Genomic DNA, 20,866 nt, shown 5'->3' with positions numbered 1-20,866 from the left:
CCCTCTCCTCAAGTTACTCTTCATCCTATGCAAAAATGAAAAAATGGTGAAAAGACCCAAAAAATAAAAAAAGCGATAGAAGTACAAATGTACTTCTGTCGCTTTTCTTTACAGTAAATCAGGTATAGCTTCCACTTCATGTTTTCGAACACGCCCCATCAATGAGCCTACCGCAGCTTTTACGTTATTCCCATTGAACAGCACGTCATATAAAGCAGCTGTAATCGGCATTTCAACTTCCATTTTCTCTGCCAATTCATGAGCAGCTTTCGTTGTTCTTACACCTTCCACAACCATACCCATACTTTCTAACACTTCTTCTAAAGAGTGTCCTTTTCCAAGCATATTTCCAGCGCGCCAATTTCGGCTATGAACACTTGTACACGTTACAATTAAGTCTCCCATACCAGTTAGACCAGCAAACGTTAACGGATTCCCGCCCATTTTTCTTCCTAAACGAGCAATCTCTGTTAAACCACGTGTCATCAATGCCGCCTTTGCATTATCACCTAATCCAAGACCATCAGTTATACCAGCAGCTAATGCGATAATATTTTTTAACGCACCACCAAGTTCAACTCCAACGATATCTGGATTTGTGTATACACGGAAATAACTATTCATAAATAAATCTTGTACTTCCTCAGCCGCTTCCATACGCTTTGCTGCAGACGTAACTGTTGTCGCTTGTCGTAAACCGACTTCTTCAGCATGACTCGGTCCAGACAGTACAACAACATCTTTAATTAAATGCTCTGGAATTTCTTCCTCAATCACTTCCGAAATACGTTTTGACGTACCAGGTTCAATTCCTTTGCTCGCATGAATCCAAGTAATTGGTTCAGTAACAATTTCTTTCATCTCTTGTAATACATCTCTGTACGCTTTCGTTGGTACTACTAGCAGTACTGTATTTACATCTACTAATGCTTCTTCTAAAGAAGAGTAGGCTACGATTGTGCTTGGCAATGTAATGCCTGGGAGATATCGACTATTCTCATGTTTCGTATTAATTTCATCCATAAGTTCTGGGCGATTTCCCCAAATACGTACATCATGTCCATTGTCAGCTAATACCATCGCTAACGCTGTTCCCCAGCTACCTGCTCCTACTACTGTGATTTTTGTCATAAAATCACATCCTCTCCATTAGTCTCTTGCTCTAGCGATAATGTGAATCGGTGTTCCTACGAAGCCAAATGATTCACGTAAGCGATTCTTTAAGAAACGCTCATATGAGAAGTGCAATAATTCTGGATCGTTTACAAACACAACAAATGTCGGTGGTTTTACCGCAACTTGTGTTGCATAGAAAATTTTCAGACGGCTACCATTATGAGTTGGCGTCGGATTCATCGCTACCGCATCCATAATTACATCGTTTAATACGTTCGTTTGAATACGGATACTATGACTTTCATTTACCTCATCGATAACCGGTATTAATGTTTGTGTACGTTTTCTTGTTTTTGCAGATAAGAAAACAATTGGTGCGTATTCTAAGAATTGGAAATGAGCACGGATATTTTCTTCAAATGCTTTCATTGTTTTCTCGTCTTTTTTCACTGCATCCCATTTATTTACAACGATAACAACAGCTCGCCCTGAATCATGAGCATATCCAGCGATTTTTTTATCTTGCTCAATAATTCCTTCTTCACCATCTAAAACGACTAAAACAACGTCAGAACGTTCAATCGCTCTTAGCGCACGAAGTACACTATATTTTTCTGTACTTTCATACACTTTTCCTTTTTTACGCATACCAGCTGTATCAATAATTACATAATCTTTTCCATCTTTACTATATGGTGTATCGACAGCATCACGAGTTGTTCCTGCTACATTACTAACAATTACACGCTCTTGACCAAGAAGAGCATTTACAAGTGATGATTTCCCTACGTTTGGACGTCCAATTAAAGAGAAACGAATTGTGTCTTCATCATATCCGTCTTCTTCAATCTTTGGAAAATGTTGTGCAGCTTCGTCTAGTAAGTCACCTAATCCTAATCCGTGTGTACCTGAAATTGGGAATGGTTCGCCAAATCCTAATGCATAAAAGTCATAAATGTCACTGCGCATTTCCGGATTGTCCACTTTATTTACTGCAAGTACAACCGGTTTATTTGAACGATATAAAATTTTTGCAACTTCTTCATCAGCTGCTGTTACACCGTCACGACCGTTTGTCATAAAAATGATAACATCCGCTTCATCAATTGCTACTTCAGCTTGTTGACGAATTTGTGTCAAAAACGGCTCGTCTCCAATATCAATTCCGCCCGTATCAATAATGTTAAATTCATGATTTAACCATTCTCCAGCGCTATAAATACGATCGCGCGTTACACCTGGAATATCTTCTACGATTGAAACTCTTTCTCCAACAATTCTATTGAAAATAGTAGATTTCCCTACGTTCGGGCGACCTACTATCGCTATTACTGGTTTCGGCATATACTTTCATCCTTTCAACTTGCTTCTGTTTATTATGTAAAAAACCCTTCTTTGTGCAAGAAGGGATTTGCATTCCAGAATATTTCTCAACGTATCAAAACACCTCACATTATAACACACGTTGCTAATGTTTCACAATAATATATACATTCTCTTGTAAGCGATGTGCAATACCATCTAAAATTGCCTCTAAATTATTTGCAATAAATTCTAGTTCCTCTGTCGATTCGCAAACGAATAAAGGAGCACCACCTGCAAATTTTTCTGGAGTCGTTGTTATAACTGCCAGAATAACACTTTCTAACATCATCTCTTATCTCCCCTTCCTTTCGGGGCTTCCGATGACATATGGACAGCACTTTCTAACGTTGGTACATTTCCTATGACACCTATCGCTTTCTCTGCATCTTGATCTTGCGGCAGTACAAAAATCCCAACCCTGCCATCCTCTAAATCACGCTTTGCTAACGGTACAAGCGCTGGTGTACCAGAATCTCTATAAATCCCTAACGCTACTGAAACATCGTGTAAAATAGCTTGTCGTTGCCCTAAATTTGAGATTGTAACCATCGCATCAATTGATTTCGGCTTTAAAATAAAACCCATACCATATTTCATAATTTCTTCTTGTCTTGCTGGCAATCCAATATTCATAATGTAAATATTGTCAATATAAAGCCCTGCTCCTTCAAAACGAAGCGGAACGTGCTCAATTTCAACAAGATCATGCAGCCTTTTACCAGACATTAATTTTTTCGCGATAAAAAATGCGATTATAGCCATAATTACTCCTGCAATCCATGAACGGAATCCTATATACGCAAACGTCGTTGCAAACGACGTTAACATTGCCAAATAGTTGCGACTTTCAAAAACCAATGCAATTCCTTCAATGTATGTATTTCCACGCGGTACGAGCTCATACCCATCTAATTGTTGAAGCGTATTTCTTTCCATATTACGTACATCACGAAATTGTGTCGCTGCTAACGTAAGAAATGTAATGGCAGAAAAATCTTTTTTCAAAATAGACGGGATTGCAATCGCTCCTAAAGCAGCTGCAATTAACCCCATTGCAATATGAATAATTTTCCCATGCAGCCTCGTCGGATATTGCCGCGTATCCGTCCGAAGCATTAGCACCCTTGTAACTGTCCCCGCTATTACGCCGCATAAAATGGCTGGTGTATATTCAGTCATGTATTACCCTCGCCTTTCTTTTACGTGTTTTTCTCTTAAACCGTTCCATGTATACTGATGCTTTTGCACTCCAAAACAATACTGCCATGAATAATGTAGAAACGGCGACGATATCAAAAAATGCTAAACTACCGTAATCATATGGGAAATTCAATTTCCTAAAAATAAATGTCACTAGCAGCTCTCCTTGTAACATCCCTACATATAGAGAACATAATCGTAATATGCGATCCCCATGCAATAACACCGATGCATACACAAGAGCACTACTTAGCAGAAACACTCTATCCACCACAATCCAAATCGGATCATATATTTCTAACAGATGAAAACTTGTATATAACATTGCAATAATAAGTGCCGAAAGTAAGCTATATAATTTTTTCCAGACAGAATATAGCGTGATCCCTATAAAAGAAATAATACAAAGTAAAAGAGCATTTACTGATACCACGAATGAGGCAATCGTTACATGTAACGGAGAGCAAATTATAAAAATCAGTATACAAGCGCCTAACTTCCACCGAATAAGGTCCTTTTTCATAAAAAAGGTTACAATGATCCACCCTATCCAAGCTACAAAATAAAAAGTACTTCCATCCATCAACTTCACCTCCTATGTTTTCCATTATGGGAACTTTTTATGAAAGTTAATCCACTTTATTTACGCATAGTTTTTTCTTATAACAGCAACACTTTTAACAAGGAGGTGTTATTCATTATGGGTAAAGATCGCCAAGAACGAAAACTACGAGAATCACGCCGCGTTGAATCCGATCGTGATCAATCACTACAATATCCAGGTGCAACTGGACTTGATACACCAGAACAGGCTCGAAAACAAAACCAGCACTAATTAATACAAAAAGACGGTTTCGATATTGTACGAAACCGTCTTTTACATAATCAGTTTAATGTTTTCTATTTATATTGAAATAATATTTTGCGCACTATATCCTCCCATTACTTCTTTTTACCTTCACCTATTCCCGTTAAAAATTAAGTTCTATCCAGTAATTCGACAACACACCATCTACATTTTTTAGTCTTTTTCAATTGCAATTTTTACGAAATGATATTTTTATATAATACTAGTCCCATTCTCCACTTTATATTACGAAAAAGAATAGAACAAAAAAAATCAACCGAACGGTTGATTTTTTATCTCCTACTATAATGCGCAGTATCAATACCACGCTGCATTAACCAATGATATGTTTCACCCTTTACAACAAGAGGTACAGATTGCAACTCTTCTATCGTCTTCGCACCAAGAGCTGTCATTATAAATTTCAAATCTGTATGTAGAAGCTCAATTTCATCCACTAACTTCTCGATACCATCTTGCATTAAAATACGTAAAAAGTAACCAGCAAACGCAGTTGTATTCGCCCCTAATGCGATCGCTTTCGCTACGTCAAGCGCTGTTTGTATACCCCCAGATGCAATAAAAGAGAGGTTATTATTTGTAGAGGTTGCTTCAATAATCGAGGTTGCTGTTTGTATGCCCCAGTTATTAAAATAAGAAAGCATTCGCTGTCTTCTTTCATTTTCAACAGCAGCAAAATTTGTACCACCTTGCCCACCAATATCAATTGCTGTTACACCTACGTTCACTAACTGTTGCATTGTTTCCTTACTCATCCCAAATCCAACTTCTTTTACAATGATAGGAACTTTACTATTTAAAACAATTTTCTCAATACGCTGAAGTACTCCAGTAAAATCACGGTCTCCTTCTGGCATCGTTAACTCTTGTATGACATTTAAATGAATTTGTAATGCATTCGCTTCAATCATATCAACGGCGCGCTCTGCCTGCTCGATAGTTGCCTCACTACCTAAATTAGCAAAGAAAATACCATTTGGGTTTACCTTTCTAATCACCTTATAAGAAGCAGCTTCACTTTCATCTTTTAACGCCGCCATTTGCGAACCTACAGCCATAGCAAGGTTATGATGTTTCGCTACATATGCTAATTGCTCATTAATATGTAACGTTTTCTCTCCTCCACCACCAGTCATCGCATTGATAAAAATCGGCGAACTTAGTGAAAGTTCGCCGATTTTTGTTTCACATGTTATTGTGTCATAATTTGAATTTGGCAAGCTTTGATGCACAAAATCAATATCATGAAAGCCATGCGTACGAGACTGACCAGTAGAAAGAGCGTATTCAATATGATCTAATTTACGTTTTGCCCTTACCACTTGTACCCCTCATTATTTCTTTAATTTTTTCAGTTGTTCACCAATAATATCACTTAATTGGAAAGTAGCAGAATCAGCATTTGGCTCATACTGACTATAATCTTCAGTTACATTATTTTCCTCAAGCGCTTCTTTTATACTTAAAGAAATACGTTTCTCTGCTACGTGAACTTCAAGTACTTTCACTTTTACTTCTTGTCCCATTTCCAATACTTCATTCGGATTTTTCACGTGACGATTTGCAATTTGAGATACGTGTACAAGTCCTTCAACGCCCGGTAAAACCTCAACGAATGCACCAAATGTAACAAGGCGTTTTACTACTCCCTCACGAATATCTCCAGCTTTTATTTCGCCAGCAACGTTTTCCCAAGGTCCTGGTTGAGCTGCTTTAATTGATAAAGAAATACGTTGTGTATCAGCATCAACAGATAACACCTTTACCTTAACCTTTTGACCTTGCTCTAACACTTCAGAAGGTTGCTCTACACGTTCGTGTGAAATTTGTGAAATGTGAACTAAACCGTCCACTCCACCAACATTAACGAATGCGCCAAAGTCAGTTAATCGTTGTACTGTTCCTTCAACAACGTCCCCTTCTTTTAATGAAGAAATTGCTTCTTTTTTCTTAGAATCTAGTTCTAATTCTACTACCGCTTTATGCGAAAGGATTACACGATTTTTTTCACGGTCTAATTCAACAATTTTCACCGCTAATGTTTTACCTTTATAGTCAGTAAAGTCTTCTACATAATGCACTTCTACAAGTGAAGCTGGAATAAAACCGCGAACACCAAGGTCCACAACTAATCCGCCATTCACAATATCTTTTACAGTAACATCAAATACATGACCAGAAGTAAATTTCTCTTGTAGTTCTACCCATGCTTTTTCTGCATCAACAGCACGTTTAGATAAGACAAGATCATCTTCTTCTAATTTAATAATTTTTAACTCTAGTGTTTGATCTAATTCTACAACATCGCTTGCTTTTTCAATATGAACGTTAGCTAATTCACTAATTGGAATTACGCCATCTGTTTTGTATCCAACATTTACAAGCACTTGTTTCTCTTCAACCTTCGTTACAGAACCTGTAACAACGTCACCAACTTGTAATTCTTTTGAATCCATAACTTCTTCATTCATTTTCTCTACCATGGAAATACCTCCCTACAGAATTGACAAAGCATTTTTTATGTATATACGAAATGAAAACAAAGTTTTCATTTGCATGTTTAAGAATTTCTCATCACATACTCTTTTTCAATAACATTCACAAGAAAATATATTAAACCTATATAAATAGTATACAGCAAAACCAGCTTGAAAAAAGTATGTTTTGAAATATAATAGCGAATATATTCTGACAGTTTTATTCCTCTTTAACTAACTTCTTACAAATCAGCTCATTTGTCAAGGAAAGAGACTCACAATTCACGTATCCTTTACATTTCTATTTAAACAAAAAAAGAAAGAGGATTATCCCCTTTCTTTATTTCGCAAACACCCCAGAAACAATGCTCATAATTTTTTGGACAACTTCTTCAATTGATAAAGAAGTCGTATCTAATTCCAATGCATCATCAGCCTTTTTTAGTGGAGAAACTTCGCGTTCTGAATCTAATTTATCACGCTGAGCAATTTCTTCTTTTAGCTGCTCTAAATTAGAATCGAAACCTTTATTTAAATTTTCTAAATGCCTTCTTTCCGCTCTTTCTTCAACAGAAGCAAGCATAAAGATTTTCACTTCAGCATCCGGTAATACATGTGTACCAATATCACGGCCGTCCATTACAACGCCACCTTTTTTCGCTAACTCTTGCTGACGACGTACCATTTCTTCACGAACAAGGCGATGTTTGGCTACAATAGATACTCGATTCGTCACATCAGGTGTACGAATTACTTCAGAAACATCTTGTCCATTTAAAAATACAAGCTGTGTATTTTCTCCTTGCTGAAACTCAATATTTACATTCTTTACAACTTCCATTAACTGCTCTTCATTTTCAATGTCTACTTTTTGTTCAAGGGCTGCATATGTAAGCGTACGGTACATTGCGCCTGTATCAATATAAACATAAGAAAGTTCCTTCGCAACAACTTTTGCCACTGTACTTTTCCCTGCAGCTGCTGGACCATCTATAGCAATCGAAATTCGTTTATCCATTGTAACACCTCATTTTTTCACTTTTAAAACAAAACGAAAAGCAGGTGTTCACCCTGCTTCTTCTCATTTGCTTCGCGTCATTAAATCCTCAATTATTGTAGCATAATCCTTCATAGAAGAAAATGAAAACTACCGATTCACCTGCAAGATTTCCACTTTGTTTTTTACCATAACACCCTCATAATAAACAATTTTAGATAAATATTTCACTGATGACTTATGTATAAATAACAATTGTACAACAGAAAGACAAATGAATTGTATTATTAATATACGAATAAAAATTCTCTCCATCTTTTTCACCGTAATTTCTCCCTCCTATACTATATTTGCACATTTCGTTTCGTAATTTTATACATCGTACATATAGCAGTTAATTTTATTGTCATTTTCGAGGCATACTTTTATACATTTCCATTGTCGAATTTACTCAAAACATGTTATGTTCTAAATGTATTTTTTTACTTGAAAGGGGTATAAGCATTGAAAAGAATCCTAGTTTTACACACAGGTGGAACAATTGCAATGGAGGAAGATAAAGAAACTGGGGTCGTACAACCAGGTAAAAAAAATCCTCTTTTAAAATTCATTCCTGATTTAGAAGGCGATGTTGATTTAATCGTTGAAGATGTGTTCCATCTACCATCTCCTCATATGACACCGAGCGAAATGTTACAATTACAAGTCATCATTGATGAAAGAGTAAAACAAGACAACATTCATGGCGTAGTTATTACGCATGGTACGGATACATTAGAAGAAACAGCTTATTTCTTAGATTTAACAGTACAAGCAACTATTCCGATCGTAGTGACAGGTGCAATGCGCTCTAGCAATGAGTTAGGTGCTGATGGTCTATATAACTTCTTATCAGCTGTAAAAGTTGCTAGTTGTGATGAAGCTGCAGAAAAAGGTGTTTTAGTCGTATTAAACGACGAAATTCATTGCGCTACAAATGTAACGAAAACACATACAAGTAATGTCGCAACATTCCAAAGTCCACAATACGGACCAATTGGAATGGTAACAAAACGCGGCGTTGTCTTCCATCACGCTTTAGTACATCGCGAATCATATACGATAAACAAAGTGTCTAAAAATGTAGTTGTTCTAAAAGCATATGCTGGCATGGATGATACATTATTAGCAGCAATCGAAAATCTTCCTGTAGACGGCATTGTTATCGAAGCTCTTGGACAAGGTAATCTCCCTCCAAGAACACTACCTAGCCTAGAAAGATTATTAAATAAAGGTATTCCTGTCGTATTAGTTTCTCGCTGTTTCAACGGTATCGTTCAAGACGTATATTCGTATGAAGGTGGCGGTAAACACTTAAAAGATATGGGCATTGTATTCACATACGGCTTAAATGCACAAAAAGCACGCATTAAATTACTTGTTGCATTAGAGAATACAAATTCCCATGAATCCATTCAAAATATGTTTATGCACGAATAAAAAGGAGCTGTCGAGATTTTCCCGACAGCTCCTTTTTATTTTTCTCTTGATGCAATGGTTTGCGCAATCGCATCTCCATGAAATCTACCGTTCTCGATAAATATTTCATTTGCATTATTTCCAGCAGCAATGACACCTGCAATGAAAATATTTTCAGCATTCGTTTCCATTCTATCCTCTGTATAAATTGGACGTCCTGTTTCTTCATCAATCTGAACACCCATCTTCGTTAAGAAGCTATGATCAGGATGATAACCAGTCATCGCAAATACAAAATCGTTTTGGATTGTAAAAGCTTCACCATCAACTGTAAACGCTAATGTATGCTCAGCAATCTCTTTCACATGAGCTCCAAAATGCATTTGAATTGTACCGTTTCGTACTAACGCCTCAAATTCCGGCAAAATCCAAGGCTTTATGCTTGGTGAATACTCACTTCCACGATACAGTACCGTTACACGTGCACCAGATTTAACAAGTTCTAACGCGGCATCTACACTCGAGTTTTTCCCACCTATAACTACTACATCTCGATCAAAATAAGGATGCCCCTCTTTAAAATAGTGAGCTACTTTCTTCAATTCCTCACCTGGAACATTCATATAATTTGGATTATCATAATATCCAGTTGCTACAACAATATATTTCGCTATATACATTTCCTTACTTCCGTCACGCTTTGTCGTCTCAACCTGAAAAACTTCTCCATCTTTTTGAACTTTCTCCACTCGCTCAAAAGCATTTACACGTACAGATTTACGTTTTACTACTTCACGATAATACGCAAGCGCTTGATTTCGAACTGGCTTACGATTTTCTGTAATAAAAGCTACATCACCAATTTCTAATTTTTCACTAGAAGAGAAAAATGTTTGATGAGTTGGATAATTATAAATGGCATTTACAATGTTTCCTTTTTCAATTACTAACGGATTTATCCCTACCTTTTGCAACGAAATTGCAGCCGCTAATCCGCACGGACCGCCTCCGATTATAATAACTGTTTCTTTCTGCATACTCGTCCACTCCTAGTCTTCTACCAATGCACTATTTATAAAAACAAGAAAAAACCTACTTACAGCAGTAGGCACCTATCTTTATTGTATTCATTTTTCATATATTTGTCATCTAAACGAAACGTACATCCGATAGACATCTGCTAAAAACTGCTGAAATTTAATACCTTGTTTCCCTAATACATTCTCAGGATCAATCTTTCTAGCTGGATCAAGCGTTTTATGTGACACGATATCTTTTTTCGGATTTAAGCCAAAGTTTTGGCATAAATACGCATGATACCATGTAAAACGATTATACGCTTCCCAAAAGTTAACATCGCCACCATAACAAAGTTCCACTCCAATGGCCGCCTTATTTGCGTCATAGCCATATAAGTCATTATCCGTCGGCACACCATATCGAACATGATACGCAACTTCATTTATAGGAATAATCTCCAATATTGTTTTATCATCTATAAATGTATGCGCCGAAGCTTTCGGTTGTAATTCATTAAAGTAATCTCGATTCCCTATCGCATTGCTTCCAGGATTCCCTGTATCATGGCTTACGATAAATCTCACTTTAGTCAGAGGAATCCCCGGTCGTGAACTTCCATATCCAATATAATTGCGCTCTATAGGAAACATCGCCATTGCTACCAACTCCCGCTCTAGAAGATTACCTTACTTCCTTATATATGTATTCGGTAGCAATGTCCTTATCGCATATTTCTTACGCGAAGAGAAAATCGAAAATATTTGAAGTGAACACCATAAACAACAAGATACTTACAGCCACTCCATAAAAACCGTAAAACCAAACACAATCTTCTTTCGTATCTAAACCGAAAAATTTATTTACCGATTGTAATAATGTGCCACGCTTGCTTTGTTTGTTTCGTAATACTTCCACTCGCTCTACAACATCTGCTGGCATCATAAATCTTTGGTCTACTGTCATTTTCATCATTTATCTCTCCTTAAAATCATTTCCGTTTTGTTTATCTAAGGAGAGTATAGCACGTTTGTTCGTATAGAACAAGCGTTCTTTTTTATTTTTATTTTATTTTTCAGCAAGCCAAGTAAAAATTGAGATTACAACGGCAATAATCGGCCCTACTACAACCACACCAAATATCAGAAACAGTAGCCCTTCCCCGAACATCCGAATGGTACTTATTTTTCGAGCTTTCATCGTTCTTGCGAGTTCTCCCTCTAACCTCTTAACCTTTTCTTCTAATTGTTCTACTCGCTCCAGCATTTTATTCTCCATATACAACACCTCATTTAATACTTCAACAAAAAAACGTGATTCCCTCGAAAGGAAATCACGTTTTCTCAAGATATAATATTTTATACCCAACCTCTGAAGCGGCTTGCTTCAGCCATTTTACGAACACCAACCATGTACGCCGCTAAGCGCATGTTCACTTTACGAACTTGTGCTGTTTCATAAATAGAATCAAATGATCTTACCATTACTTTTTCTAAACGTTGTTCTACTTCTTCTTCAGTCCAGTAGTAACCTTGGTTATTTTGTACCCACTCAAAGTAAGATACTGTTACACCACCAGCACTTGCTAACACGTCTGGAACAAGTAAAATTCCGCGATCTGTTAAAATTTTAGTCGCTTCTAATGTTGTTGGACCATTTGCAGCTTCAACAACGATTTTCGCTTTAATATCATTAGCATTTTCTTCTGTAATTTGGTTCTCAATTGCAGCTGGAACTAAAATATCGCAATCAAGTTCTAACAATTCTTTGTTTGAAATTGTATTGTTAAATAGCTTTGTTACTGTACCGAAGCTATCACGACGGTCTAATAAATAATCAATATCTAATCCATTTGGATCATGTAACGCGCCGTAAGCATCTGAGATTGCAATAACTTTCGCACCTGCATCATGCATAAATTTAGCTAAGAAGCTACCAGCATTACCGAATCCTTGAACAACAACGCGTGCACCCTTAATATCAATGCCACGTTTTTTCGCAGCTTCGCGAATACAAATTGTTACACCTTTCGCTGTTGCTGTTTCACGTCCATGTGATCCACCTAATACAAGCGGTTTACCTGTAATAAATCCTGGTGAATTAAATTCATCAATACGGCTATACTCATCCATCATCCATGCCATAATTTGAGAGTTTGTGAATACATCTGGAGCTGGAATATCTTTCGTCGGTCCTACGATTTGGCTAATTGCTCGTACATAACCGCGGCTTAATCTTTCTAACTCACGGAATGACATTTCACGTGGATCACAAATAATTCCACCCTTACCTCCACCATATGGTAAATCAACAATACCACATTTTAAACTCATCCAGATTGAAAGTGCTTTCACTTCATTTTCTGTTACATTCGGATGGAAGCGAATCCCACCTTTCGTTGGACCAACAGCATCATTATGTTGTGCACGATATCCTGTAAATATTTTAACAGTCCCGTCATCCATACGAACTGGTATTTTCACTGTCATCATACGAATTGGTTCTTTTAATAATTCATATACTTCGTTTGGATAACCCAATTTTTCTAACGCTTCACTAATAACAATTTGTGTTGAATTCAATAGTTCAAAATGTTGTTCCCTTTGTTGTTGTGTTTTTGTTTGAGTTCCCTTTTCGGCTACCATAGTAAGTAAACCCCCTGTAATTTCACTTGTTTAGTAAACCTTCATTGCCTAGTATACACCCTTAAATTTGGAATGCAATAGAAAACGCTAACAAATATATACAAACTATTTTCTGTTGCAAGCGTTTTCACTATTATTATAGTCCTTTTATTACTTTTAGAAAAGTAAAATACTTAAATATTTAAATGTTTTTTATTTTCATCAACCACACTCCTATAAAACTGCATATTTTATTTTCAAAAAGTATGTTCGAGTATTTACAATCATCCCTTCCCTTCTCCAAATAAAAACAAAACCTCAGCTATGTTGTATTAGCTGAGGTTTTGTTTTTTCACAAAGTAATTGTGTATTTGCTCTATCGCGTTAACATCCATTAATTCTTTACCGTACTCCATGATGCGATAAATGGTTGCTGTAGACGGATTACCGTATTCCGCTAAAATAGCTATAAAATCCGCCTTTAACAATTGAATTTGTTCCTCTTCTTCCACCCAAAGATAGAAGCGCTCATCCCACGTATATAGCTTTCCGCCAGTTACACCAAGGTTATATAAGCGATTCGACAGGTTAATTACGTCATCTAGCGTAGCAAACTCATATAATATATGCTCACTTTCATCTAGAGTCACTTGCATTTCAATAAACTCGTCACGGAACTCATCATCTGTATCCATTTCTTGATTTTCTTTCGTTACAATTACAACCATTCCTTGTGCTTGTAGAGAAAACACTTCAACTGCAATCGGACCATCTGCTTCAAACCCTAATTCCTTATTTGCTTCTTGCATCATATCACGAAATAATTGCTGTACTTTCGGTGCATTTCTCCATAAATCTTCTTTCGTTAATCCTCGTTCAGATAAATCATCAAATGTTAGAAAAATTTTTATCTTATTGTAATTTAATCGTTCCAGCCTCATCTCATACCCTCCCTACGTAACCAATGCATCTAATTTTTATTATATGAAATAGAAAATAGATGGTTCTTTTCGAACAACTATTCCGACATTTTTAACCATCCATCCCATTCTTCTTTCGTATCACCAATTAAGATTGTTTCAATGTCCAACTGGTTTAGAACGCCTAGCTTTCCGATAAATCCAACTGAAAGAGATTCCCTTTTTTCTTGTAATAAATTTATAAAGTTCATCGTCTTTTTCATTTCTTGTTCGTCAGCAAAAGATACAAATACATATTTCGGCTGTATTTCCTCTACCGCTGATAACATACCATCTTCAGCTAAGCTTGTCCTAATATATATCGCCTCATATCCTTTTAAGCGTAAATAAGTTGAAAAAATAAATCCTTTCAATGCATCCTTTTCTAACACAATAACTTTGTGTAAAGAGGAAAACATTGAGGCATTGTGATACACCATCCCTAGACGCGTTTGTAAAAATGATAGTGCATATTGAAATTGCACCATTGAAATCTCATTATTATTTTTTGACGTTAATAATTTGTCTGTCACTCGAAGAACAATACTGGCAACAACCTTCTCTGTTGAATATATACTAAAAGCTTCGTTTAATAATGCAGCAATTGTAATTTCATCAAATTTTAACAAAGCTTGTAGCAAATCGTCCACTAAAACAACTTCTTTATCGAAATGTATCTCTTTTTGAACTGTACTCTGCAAACGATTCTCTTCTAATAATTGAACTGCTTGTCCAATCATCATACCGGAAGAAACTTTTTCCATTAACCATTTTAAAATTTGAATATGCTCTTCTGTATATAAACGATGCCCAGCTTGATTCCGCTTTGGGGCAATAATTTGATATCGTCTTTCCCATGCACGAAGCGTACTCGGCTGAACTCCAATTATATTCGAAACGGCTTTTATATTGTATTTCCCATTAAGAGTTGGCATCATTTCCCTCCGCACAATGTAATGATGTGTGTTTGAGCAGGTGCTCGGAAACGAAGTGGTATCAATGTTGTTCCATACCCATTACTAACAAAGAGAATCGTATTTAAATGGTTATATACGCCACCTTTTAAATATTTTTTAGATGGGAATAATCGGATTTGCCCTCCATGCGTATGTCCACTTAAGACAAGTGAAATCTGTTCATTTCCAGACATTTTTTTTATTATATCAGGGTTGTGACTAACTAGGATACGAAAACCATCTTCTTTACAATCCGCCAATGCCAAATCTAGACGATCACGGTGCAATCCAACATCATCTATACCGAGCAAACAAATTTTCTCGCCTAATTCAGACTCAAATACCACTCTTGTATTATCTAAAACTTTTACGTTATTTTCTAATAATAACGCATCTAATTCATGATATTCTATCTCATAATCATTGTTTCCCCACACAAAATATACAGGAGCTATCTCTCTTAACTTTTGAATATTCGCAGAGATTTTTGATAAAGAGACACCTTTCTCCGCTAAATCTCCTCCGATAATTACGAGATCTACTTTTCCTTTTACTTGTTCAATTAACAAATTCGAAATGACTCTTCTATGAATATCAGAAATAAAAAACACATTTACTTTTTGAAAACTTTTCGGAAATTCTTTAAATACTAAAGTATGTTCCAACACCGTATTACGCATCGCTTCTTTATACATCACAAGAAGCAATAAAATCCCCATGCCTATGAGAGTACTGAATAATATAATCCATATCATATTTTTGACTCCCCTCCTCATAAAGATAATCCTAGGCTTTTATAACAAACTGTGATCGCTTAACTCACTAGCTTTCTTGCTTTGTGGACTTATCTTTTATCGGAATTTTTAATTCTTGACCTGCACTCACTTCATCTTCTTGCAAGTTATTATACTTTTTAATTACTTCAATTCCATTTCCATCTGAAAAATATTGCTTCGCTATACTTTCTAAAGTTTCTCCCTCTTTCACAGTATGCGTTATTACTTTTTCAGAATGTTTCTGTGACTCAGATTTAGCTGAATCAAAGAAGATTACTTCAAACGCACTTTTTCCGGCATTATTACTATCACCCTTCACCTGAATATATTTATCCGTATACCACAAAATACTAATTGGCAGCAGAATGAATAGAAATGTTAAAACCCGGACGAAAATGTGATTTATTTTAAACTTTTGTTTTTTTTCTTTATTTCTATGAATTTCACTACGCGGCGGTAAACTTTCTTTTTCTTCCACTCGCTCAACTTCTAATTCCTCTTCAAAATCAGGAATTCGTTTCCTCATGTTGTTCACCACCACCTTCCATTTATTTTCTTAATTGGAGTCCCATTATAAAATCAACAAGAAAGTGTGCAAAGATTGTTATAAACAAATTTCCTGTCCATTCAAATACATAACCAAAGACAAAACTAATGAAACAGACGAAACAAAACAAAAATGGCTTTGTTATATAACGAATATGTAACACTGCAAATACGAAGCTCGCAATTACAATTCCAAAATGAGTCTGTACTACACCTCTAAATAAAAATTCTTCTGCAAAACCAATTAAGAACGTAATAACGAGTAAATGCAGAACGGACATTCCTCGAAACATCTTATCGTTAATACCACCATCATCAAACCAAGACTCCGGAAACACTCGCATTGCAACATAATCTAATAACACAATACCAATCGCTAACAAACCACCTATAATAAGTATAGATACTGGTTCCCACTTCCATAAATTAAAGACTTCTTTTACATCTTGAAATAATATATATGCCAGTAAACAGCCAATACCGATAATAATTAACTGTGTTATATATAGATTCAGCCTTATTTCCTGCGGACTCATATCTTCAACATTATGCCTTTGAATGTTCATCATTCCTCCATCTTTTCTAGGCCGAAAAGCTTTTGTAACTCTGTTTCCCAATTATAGTCGAAATCCGATTGTTGCGCTCGTCTTTTTTTATAATCTTCTTTTGTAATACCGCAATAATCGCAGCAATTAATTAACTCTTGCTCTTTCCTATAACCGAACTGTTGCAGCACATATTCACGTCTACATCCTTTAACTTGTATCCATGACTTCATATTTTCTAGCTCACTATATTTATTACGCAACCTTAGTTCTACTTCAGCTATTAATCGGTTCATGATTTCATCTGACAAACCTTCTAATAATAATCTTCGTTGTTGTATAATTCCAACCTGTTCGAGATGATAACGAACGAAACGCCAATATTGCTCATTAAATCTTGCTGCATTATAACAAATTTCTTCTACATCTTCTATTGGTAATTCTTTCGTTTGAAACATTCTTTCTTGTAGTAAAGAAAATAAAAATTGTATTTGTGACTTACTTGGCAATTCATCCTCAATGATTGAAATTGGTAAATCATGATCCAACGGACTACATAATAAAATAGCTATACTCGGTTCGCCATCTCTTCCAGCTCTTCCGATTTCTTGTAAGTAAGAAGCTATATTAGTTGGATAATGAAAATGAATAATATATCGCGTATTCGCCTTATTTACCCCCATACCAAATGCACTTGTGCATATTACAAGTTGCAGTTGATCGTTCATAAACTGCTGTTGAATTAACATACGCTCTTCATGTTCCATACCACCATGATAAAAAGCTACACCAGTAACACCTTTTCCTCTCAAGTATTCCGTTAACCTTTCTGTCCACGCTCTACTTGAGCAATATACAATCCCCGGCCCTTGTAAATACATCACCTGCTCTAAAAGCGCCTCTTTCTTTTCTTCTATCGTCTCTACAAATTGCACATCCATTGCAATATTAGGACGGTCAATAGAGTATACATGTTCCGCGGCACCCTTTAAATTTAAACTATTTGCGATATCCTGCAGTACCCCTTTTGTCGCTGTGGCTGTCAATGCTAATACTGTAGGAGAACCAATATTTTCAATAACTACATTTAGTTTTTTATAGTCCGGTCTAAAATCATAACCCCATTGAGAAATACAATGAGCCTCATCAACAACAAATAATGAAATATGAATTTTCTTCAATTCCCTAATTAATAACTCCGACTGTAACATCTCTGGTGAAACAAAAATAAATTTATATGAAGATAATTTTTTCATCGCTTCTCTTTTTTCATTTAATGTCCGAAAACTATTAAATGCTATTACTCGGTTTTTCACAACATACTTTAATTGTGTCACTTGATCTTCCATTAAAGATAATAACGGTGATACAACAAGCACTGTTCCTTCTCGCATAAGCCCCGGAAACTGATAGCACATAGATTTCCCTCTTCCAGTCGGAAGCATTGCTATCACATCTTTTCCTTCTAATAAATCTGTAATAACTCCTTTTTGACCTGGACGAAATTCAGAATATCCAAACCACTTATATAAATATTCTTCAAGTTTCATTTACACCCTCCATCCGCGCTAATACAAGACGAACTTCAAAATAAGAGATATCTTCTCCAACCGCTTGTTTCAAAACACGTAACTTCCGCGTTTGCAATGCTTCAATTACTTTTATTACTTTGTCTATCTTTTCTTTTTCCATAAACATTTCAATAGAAAAATCTTTTTCTCGCAAAGCAATTTCAACAAAATGATCTTCTATCGTTGCAACCTTTAAATTCCGAATCGTCGCTATTTCTTCTAAAGAACGTCCTTGTCTCCAAAAATTATATGTTTTTTTCGTCGATAAACTAAATAATTCGGCTCTCTCATTTGGATAAGATATAATTTCAGCTAATAGTGGAAATTCATTTTCTTTATCACGAACTTCTTGTATAAAGAAATGCATTGTACCCCAAAATAAAAAATACACTCTGAATATATCTTGTTTCGTAATTTCTGCTAATTGTTGCAATGTACAACCAATACGTTCATAACCCGTTAGTCGATATGTTACAATCGTCGCTTCTATCGTATTGCTCTTTTCTAAAAGATTATGTACTTCCGTCCATAGTTTTCTCGCCAACTCACTTCTCTTATATGGTATTCCTGTTAGAAAACGTTTCACCCACATCATTATTTCTGTATCTTGCTGAATTGGGATAAACTTCGTATTATTCTGTTGTAAATTTGATATAGTTTGAATAATTAATGATAATCTTTTCCAAAATGTTTCACCTAATTCACCATAATGTAAACCATGCAAATGCGCCGGAAAAGCATAGACTTCCTCCCATTTATGTAACTGCATTTTACCCGTAGGTGTTAACACATATGTATTTTCATGTATTTCTTGAATAAAATTCGCTTGCAACAACTTTGCAACTTCACCATCATAGTCATTTCTATTCAATGATTTGTATATTCCGAACAAAAAAGAAATTCGGAACATATTTCCATCTTGTAAAGTTTGCGAAGAACGTTTGCCCTTTAGTAAATAATAAATAGAAGAAACGGTTCTTTCACCATTCAATTGTTTTAAACAATGCAACAAAGTATATTGTATTTGCATGACCGCTTCCACCTTCCAATCTTAACTTCATTCTTTTCAGTACAATTACACTATCTACTTTCGCTCATTAAACTTATCATATAAGAACTATATACTTGTATATATTCTATTGTATCAAACGAAATCATATTTACGTATTTTGAAAATCTTATGACATAATTCAAAAATAAGTTGACACTCTAATTGATAAGCATTATCATTATAATTTTATGTTGAAAAGTTTTACAAACCGTTTTACAATAAGGTTATAATTTTTATGGCGAGCTTTTCACATACATATTATCAGGAGGGAAAAAAGATGGCAAAATATACAATCGTTGATAAAGATACTTGTATTGCATGTGGTGCTTGTGGCGCTGCTGCACCAGACATTTATGACTATGATGATGAAGGTATTGCATTTGTAACATTAGATGATAACCAAGGTATCGTTGAAATTCCAGATGTATTAATTGAAGATATGATGGATGCATTCGAAGGCTGTCCAACTGACTCAATTAAAGTTGCTGACGAATCATTCGACGGAGACGCTTTAAAATTCGAATAGTCTTTTATTAACTTCAAAAAATGCCCCTCATATTGATGAGGGGCATTTTTTGTATCTAAATTTTATTTTCCTTAATAAAAAACCATTAGTAGTTTCACACTACTAATGGTTTTAATATATATTATGCATTTTTCATTTTTGCAAACACCCATACTTTCAGGCGTGAGAATAATGCTACAAATACAATTGTTACAACAATCCCTTTAATTAAATTAAATGGTAAGATTGCCGTTACAACCGTTGTTCTTATAGCTTCGCTAGACATAGCCGGTGAATTTAAAAACCAAGTGTAAGCCGGGAATATGATGATGTAGTTTAATACACTCATAATAAGTGCCATTGTAATTGTCCCTAGCATTAATCCTGTAGTTAAACTCTTCACAGTACGATACTTTCTAAATAAGAAAGCTGCTGGTCCAATAAATAAACATCCTGCAATAAAGTTTGCAATTTCTCCAACTGGTACTCCCGTTAAACTTCCTTGAATCCCGTAATGTAAAATGTTCTTTATCGCCTCTACAATCACTCCTGCTACTGGTCCAAAGATAATTGCTGCAATTAGAGCTGGTACATCACTAAAATCAATTTTCAAAAATGGCGGAAGCCCTGGGAACGGGAAGTCTAACATCATTAGTAAATATGCAATACTACTTAGCATCGCTACACTCACCATCTGCACTACACTGTTTTTTTGTTTCATCTTTCTCTCTCCTTTTCCATCGATCATCTCATGGAAAGTGGAAAGGTTCTGCTATGCCTATTTTTTCATAGAACGAAAAAACCCTTTGTGTTTTACACAAAGGGAGAATTTAAG

The 20,866-nt window shown here is 35.6% G+C and carries 25 protein-coding genes; 3 read left to right on the top strand and 22 right to left on the bottom strand.

All coding sequences use genetic code 11. The features are described from left to right. Positions 1 to 108 precede the first annotated feature (108 nt). The 5 genes from MHB52_RS08155 to MHB52_RS08135 all read right to left on the bottom strand — a co-directional run bounded on the left by MHB52_RS08155 (position 109) and on the right by MHB52_RS08135 (position 4,264). Positions 109 to 1,131, bottom strand: a complete 1,023-nt coding sequence (locus tag MHB52_RS08155; protein WP_000161762.1) for an NAD(P)H-dependent glycerol-3-phosphate dehydrogenase — start codon at positions 1,129 to 1,131, stop codon at positions 109 to 111. An 18-nt stretch (positions 1,132 to 1,149) separates the two neighbouring features. Then, complete coding sequence (gene der, locus MHB52_RS08150; protein WP_001125893.1) at positions 1,150 to 2,460, bottom strand: ribosome biogenesis GTPase Der; 1,311 nt, start codon at positions 2,458 to 2,460, stop codon at positions 1,150 to 1,152. Positions 2,461 to 2,584: 124 nt separating this feature from the next. Further along, positions 2,585 to 2,770: a capping complex subunit for YIEGIA gene (locus MHB52_RS08145; RefSeq protein ID WP_000979058.1), complete on the bottom strand. Its 186-nt coding sequence runs from the start codon at positions 2,768 to 2,770 to the stop codon at positions 2,585 to 2,587. Then, positions 2,767 to 3,660, bottom strand: a complete 894-nt coding sequence (locus tag MHB52_RS08140) for a YIEGIA family protein (protein ID WP_000141596.1) — start codon at positions 3,658 to 3,660, stop codon at positions 2,767 to 2,769. Before MHB52_RS08140 ends, MHB52_RS08145 begins: the two co-directional genes overlap by 4 nt. Continuing rightward, the gene (locus tag MHB52_RS08135) at positions 3,653 to 4,264 is read right to left on the bottom strand and encodes a YphA family membrane protein (protein WP_000349096.1); all 612 of its coding nucleotides are present in this window, start codon (positions 4,262 to 4,264) and stop codon (positions 3,653 to 3,655) included. Before MHB52_RS08135 ends, MHB52_RS08140 begins: the two co-directional genes overlap by 8 nt. 117 nt (positions 4,265 to 4,381) lie before the next feature. Here MHB52_RS08135 and MHB52_RS08130 point away from each other — a divergent pair, with 117 nt between their 5' ends. Continuing rightward, positions 4,382 to 4,516 carry a YpzI family protein gene (locus MHB52_RS08130; protein WP_000513900.1) on the top strand — a complete coding sequence of 45 codons (135 nt, stop codon included), beginning with the start codon at positions 4,382 to 4,384 and terminating at the stop codon, positions 4,514 to 4,516. A 305-nt stretch (positions 4,517 to 4,821) separates the two neighbouring features. Here MHB52_RS08130 and MHB52_RS08125 read toward each other — a convergent pair whose 3' ends face one another. The 4 genes from MHB52_RS08125 to MHB52_RS08110 form a co-directional block, all read right to left on the bottom strand. Next, positions 4,822 to 5,871, bottom strand: coding sequence for a type 2 isopentenyl-diphosphate Delta-isomerase (locus MHB52_RS08125; protein ID WP_000251036.1), 1,050 nt, complete (start codon positions 5,869 to 5,871; stop codon positions 4,822 to 4,824). 12 nt (positions 5,872 to 5,883) lie between these two features. Then, a complete protein-coding gene (rpsA, locus tag MHB52_RS08120; protein WP_000229561.1) occupies positions 5,884 to 7,032 on the bottom strand; it encodes a 30S ribosomal protein S1 in 1,149 nt (382 codons plus the stop codon). Positions 7,033 to 7,366: 334 nt separating this feature from the next. Further along, positions 7,367 to 8,044, bottom strand: a complete 678-nt coding sequence (gene cmk / locus MHB52_RS08115; RefSeq protein WP_000361252.1) for a (d)CMP kinase — start codon at positions 8,042 to 8,044, stop codon at positions 7,367 to 7,369. Between the two features lie 129 nt (positions 8,045 to 8,173). Further along, positions 8,174 to 8,347 carry a YpfB family protein gene (locus tag MHB52_RS08110; RefSeq protein WP_000738057.1) on the bottom strand — a complete coding sequence of 58 codons (174 nt, stop codon included), beginning with the start codon at positions 8,345 to 8,347 and terminating at the stop codon, positions 8,174 to 8,176. A 180-nt stretch (positions 8,348 to 8,527) separates the two neighbouring features. Between MHB52_RS08110 and ansA the strand changes: the two genes are divergently transcribed. Further along, a complete protein-coding gene (ansA, locus tag MHB52_RS08105; protein WP_000822026.1) occupies positions 8,528 to 9,502 on the top strand; it encodes an asparaginase in 975 nt (324 codons plus the stop codon). A gap of 35 nt (positions 9,503 to 9,537) precedes the next feature. On the opposite strand, the gene MHB52_RS08100 is transcribed toward ansA, so the two are convergent. From MHB52_RS08100 to MHB52_RS08045, 12 genes are all read right to left on the bottom strand, one after another. Further along, on the bottom strand, positions 9,538 to 10,518 hold the full coding sequence (locus tag MHB52_RS08100; protein WP_061663866.1) for a YpdA family putative bacillithiol disulfide reductase: 981 nt from the start codon (positions 10,516 to 10,518) through the stop codon (positions 9,538 to 9,540). Between the two features lie 108 nt (positions 10,519 to 10,626). Continuing rightward, the gene (locus MHB52_RS08095) at positions 10,627 to 11,157 is read right to left on the bottom strand and encodes a peptidoglycan recognition protein family protein (RefSeq protein WP_001240655.1); all 531 of its coding nucleotides are present in this window, start codon (positions 11,155 to 11,157) and stop codon (positions 10,627 to 10,629) included. Positions 11,158 to 11,236: 79 nt separating this feature from the next. Beyond that, positions 11,237 to 11,473: a DUF3961 domain-containing protein gene (locus MHB52_RS08090; protein WP_001983018.1), complete on the bottom strand. Its 237-nt coding sequence runs from the start codon at positions 11,471 to 11,473 to the stop codon at positions 11,237 to 11,239. Positions 11,474 to 11,566: 93 nt separating this feature from the next. Next, on the bottom strand, positions 11,567 to 11,776 hold the full coding sequence (locus tag MHB52_RS08085) for a hypothetical protein (protein WP_000428473.1): 210 nt from the start codon (positions 11,774 to 11,776) through the stop codon (positions 11,567 to 11,569). An 80-nt stretch (positions 11,777 to 11,856) separates the two neighbouring features. Continuing rightward, positions 11,857 to 13,143: an NAD-specific glutamate dehydrogenase gene (gudB, locus tag MHB52_RS08080; RefSeq protein WP_000225173.1), complete on the bottom strand. Its 1,287-nt coding sequence runs from the start codon at positions 13,141 to 13,143 to the stop codon at positions 11,857 to 11,859. Between the two features lie 311 nt (positions 13,144 to 13,454). Next, positions 13,455 to 14,063, bottom strand: a complete 609-nt coding sequence (locus MHB52_RS08075) for a genetic competence negative regulator (RefSeq protein ID WP_001235402.1) — start codon at positions 14,061 to 14,063, stop codon at positions 13,455 to 13,457. Positions 14,064 to 14,140: 77 nt separating this feature from the next. Then, complete coding sequence (locus tag MHB52_RS08070) at positions 14,141 to 15,016, bottom strand: MerR family transcriptional regulator (RefSeq protein ID WP_001142651.1); 876 nt, start codon at positions 15,014 to 15,016, stop codon at positions 14,141 to 14,143. After that, positions 15,016 to 15,792, bottom strand: a complete 777-nt coding sequence (locus MHB52_RS08065) for a metallophosphoesterase (RefSeq protein ID WP_000637796.1) — start codon at positions 15,790 to 15,792, stop codon at positions 15,016 to 15,018. Before MHB52_RS08065 ends, MHB52_RS08070 begins: the two co-directional genes overlap by 1 nt. A 67-nt stretch (positions 15,793 to 15,859) precedes the next feature. Continuing rightward, positions 15,860 to 16,339 (bottom strand): LysM peptidoglycan-binding domain-containing protein, encoded by a 480-nt coding sequence (locus MHB52_RS08060; protein ID WP_001231553.1) that lies wholly within the window; start codon positions 16,337 to 16,339, stop codon positions 15,860 to 15,862. Positions 16,340 to 16,361: 22 nt separating this feature from the next. Next, entirely contained in the window at positions 16,362 to 16,925 is a 564-nt protein-coding gene (locus tag MHB52_RS08055; RefSeq protein WP_001025780.1) for a CPBP family intramembrane glutamic endopeptidase, read from the bottom strand. After that, the gene (recQ, locus tag MHB52_RS08050) at positions 16,925 to 18,454 is read right to left on the bottom strand and encodes an ATP-dependent DNA helicase RecQ (RefSeq protein WP_016117484.1); all 1,530 of its coding nucleotides are present in this window, start codon (positions 18,452 to 18,454) and stop codon (positions 16,925 to 16,927) included. Before recQ ends, MHB52_RS08055 begins: the two co-directional genes overlap by 1 nt. Then, the gene (locus MHB52_RS08045; protein WP_001167008.1) at positions 18,444 to 19,505 is read right to left on the bottom strand and encodes a helix-turn-helix domain-containing protein; all 1,062 of its coding nucleotides are present in this window, start codon (positions 19,503 to 19,505) and stop codon (positions 18,444 to 18,446) included. The genes recQ and MHB52_RS08045 overlap by 11 nt, the downstream gene beginning before the upstream one ends. Before the next feature lie 298 nt (positions 19,506 to 19,803). On the opposite strand from MHB52_RS08045, the gene MHB52_RS08040 reads away from it, so the two are divergent. After that, a complete protein-coding gene (locus MHB52_RS08040) occupies positions 19,804 to 20,052 on the top strand; it encodes a ferredoxin (RefSeq protein ID WP_001151993.1) in 249 nt (82 codons plus the stop codon). Positions 20,053 to 20,173: 121 nt separating this feature from the next. Here the strand turns inward: MHB52_RS08040 and MHB52_RS08035 are convergent, their stop codons facing one another. After that, positions 20,174 to 20,752, bottom strand: coding sequence for an ECF transporter S component (locus tag MHB52_RS08035; RefSeq protein WP_000810856.1), 579 nt, complete (start codon positions 20,750 to 20,752; stop codon positions 20,174 to 20,176). Positions 20,753 to 20,866 lie beyond the last annotated feature (114 nt).

The sequence above is a fragment of the Bacillus sp. FSL K6-0073 genome (genome assembly GCF_038006085.1).
Lineage (GTDB): Bacteria > Bacillota > Bacilli > Bacillales > Bacillaceae_G > Bacillus_A > Bacillus_A cereus.
The sequence above is the reverse complement of the archived record's forward strand: the minus strand, read 5'-3'. Positions and strand labels throughout refer to the sequence as shown.